The organism is Streptococcus sp. k-402 (assembly GCF_013277515.1).
Lineage (GTDB): Bacteria > Bacillota > Bacilli > Lactobacillales > Streptococcaceae > Streptococcus.
The window spans coordinates 1-2,528 of the sequence record NZ_VMNB01000024.1 but is presented as its reverse complement, the minus strand read 5'-3'; the positions used below and the strand labels follow the sequence as shown (position 1 = coordinate 2,528).

The window sequence follows — 2,528 nt, the reverse complement described above, 5'->3', positions numbered from 1 at the left end:
GTTGAATGAGCTTCCAGTAACGTTTGATAGCTTTGTATTCATGGGATTTTCGATCGAACTGATTCATGATTTGAACACGGACACGACTTATAGCACGGCTGAGATGTTGGATAATATGGAAACGATCTAGAACGATTTTAGCACATGGGAGTGAAACAGTCTGGGAGACTGTTTCAGCCTGAGCCTAGAAATTCGAAAGCGAAGCTGTTTAGCTAAGGCATAGTAGGGACTAAACATATCCATAGTAATGATTTTCACTCGACATCGGACGGCTCTATCATATTTAAGAAAGTGATCACGAATGACAGCTTGTGTTCTACCCTCAAGAACAGTGATGATGTTGAGATTATCAAAATCTTGTGCAATAAAACTCATCTTTCCCTTAGTGAAGGCATACTCGTCCCAGGACATAATCTCAGGAAGACGAGAAAAATCATGCTTAAAGTGGAAATCATTGAGCTTTCGAATGACAGTTGAAGTTGAAATGGAAAGCTGATGGGCAATATCGGTCATAGAAGTCTTTTCAATTAACTTTTGCGCAATCTTTTGGTTGATAATACGAGGAATTTGATGATTCTTCTTGACGAGTGAGGTCTCGGCGACCATCATTTTCGAGCACTGATAGCAGTTAAAACGACGCTTTCTAAATAGAATTCTAGTAGGCATACCAGTCGTTTTGAGGTAAGGGAGCTTAGAAGGTTTTTGAAAGTCATATTTTTTCATTTGACTTCCACAATAAGGACAAGATGGAGCATCGTAGTCCAGTTTGGCGATGATTTCCTTGTGTGTATCCTTATTGATGATATCTATAATTTGAATATTAGGGTCTCTAATGTCTAGTAGTTTTGTGATAAAATGTAATTGTTCCATATGATTCTTTCTAATGAGTTGTTTGATCGCTTTTCATTATAGGTCATATGGGACTTTTTTTCTACCCTAAAATAGGCTCCATAATATCTATAGGGATTTACCCACTACAAATATTATAGAGCCTTTTTATATCGTTTATATTATAATTGTGTTATTTTACTTCCAACTATTGAGAGAAATTTCGCCACTATTTAGCCAAATTTCTTTTCCGTTATCACATTGAACTAAAAGTTTACCACTTTCAGAGATGTCTTTAGCAAGTCCCTTGTGGTCTTTTTGATCTAGTGTGAAAGTAACTTCTTTTCCTAGAACGAATGACTGTTTTTTATATAGGTATAATAGCTCCTCTGCTGGTGTTTCGAAGAAAGCACGCCAGATTTCTATGATTAATTCATTCCTTGTTATTGGAGCTGTAGTTTTAAATAAGCTAGTAGCTTTTTCTTTTAATTCCTGAGGGAAGTCTTTAATAGTGAAATTGATACCTACTCCAATAATGATATCTGTGACTAAGCCTGTTTCTACAGAGGTCATTGCTTCAGTGAGAATTCCTCCAATTTTATGATTGTTTAGGTAGATATCATTGACCCATTTTATGTCGACATCTATTAAAGTTAGGTTCTTAATGGCTTTGTAGACAGCTCCAGCTACAAGTAGTGTGTAGGATGGTAATTTGTCATAGGGAAGATTTGGTTTAAGATGGAGGGTCATATAAATGCCACCTTGAGGAGAGTAGAAGGAGCGTTGAAAACGGCCACGCCCTGCTATTTGATAGGAAGCTAGATAGAGGGTGTTTGCTTCATGGCCTAAATCAATTGCTTCTTTTGCATCTAGTTGTGTTGATCTTGTTTCGGATTTAAAGCTGACTTTAATTGGAAGATTTTGTTTTAGAAGTTCTGGAAGAATAAGGTCTCCATTCACAAGTTTATAGCCTTTGTTTTTGATACTATCAATTTTAATGCCCTCTTGTTCTAAACGCTTGATGGCTTTCCAAATTGATGTTCGGGTCAGTGATAGTTCTTCTGCAATCTTTTCTCCGCTGATATAGTCGGTTTCTTTAGCTAGAATTTGGTAGACGGCTTGGTAGGATTTCATAGTGTTTCCTTTCTTTAGGAATTGTAAATGATTTAAATATAGTTCGGATAGTTGGTCAAAACCTTATTATATTACTACTATTTTAACATATACCTAGTCTTTACGGTATGATTTTCTTATAGTAAATCTAGTCATTAAGTTTGAGTTTTGAAATATCAGTATTTTTGCTCCCTTTTGGTAAATTCCCAAACTAACTTCCACCGCTAATCCAAGTGGAAGTTAGTCTGATAAAAATCCTAAAAACCAGTGGAAATCCGTGTCAGGGTAAGTTCCACTGGTTTTAATTATGCTTGATTTTATAGCTTTTGTAGCCAAAATGAATAGAAAAAAAGAGCGCACAAAATCTCCTCATCTGAAAGCGTTTCAGATTAAGTTCCGCTATGGTGGAAGTTAGTGTGAGACGTTTGAATGTGGTTAAAGGTTAGTTTTTAGAACTTATGTTGGAGTAATTTAGACGACTGAGAGACATCTTCTGCAGGTATTTTAGAAATGCCGAGAAGTTTAGGAATTTCTTCTCCATAGGTAAAGGCAAAGAGTTCATAGGCTGACTTTCCATTCAAAGCAGC

1 protein-coding gene and 2 pseudogenes are annotated in these 2,528 nt (G+C 36.2%); all 3 read right to left on the bottom strand.

Annotation, left to right across the window (positions count from 1 at the left end; translation table 11 throughout):
- A pseudogene (locus HT724_RS09850) lies at positions 1–870 on the bottom strand (transposase); the annotation flags it as partial.
- A gap of 156 nt (positions 871–1,026) precedes the next feature.
- On the bottom strand, positions 1,027–1,962 hold the full coding sequence (gene birA / locus HT724_RS09845) for a bifunctional biotin--[acetyl-CoA-carboxylase] ligase/biotin operon repressor BirA (RefSeq protein WP_173276885.1): 936 nt from the start codon (positions 1,960–1,962) through the stop codon (positions 1,027–1,029).
- A 428-nt stretch (positions 1,963–2,390) separates the two neighbouring features.
- Positions 2,391–2,528: pseudogene (locus tag HT724_RS09840) on the bottom strand (IS30 family transposase); the annotation flags it as partial.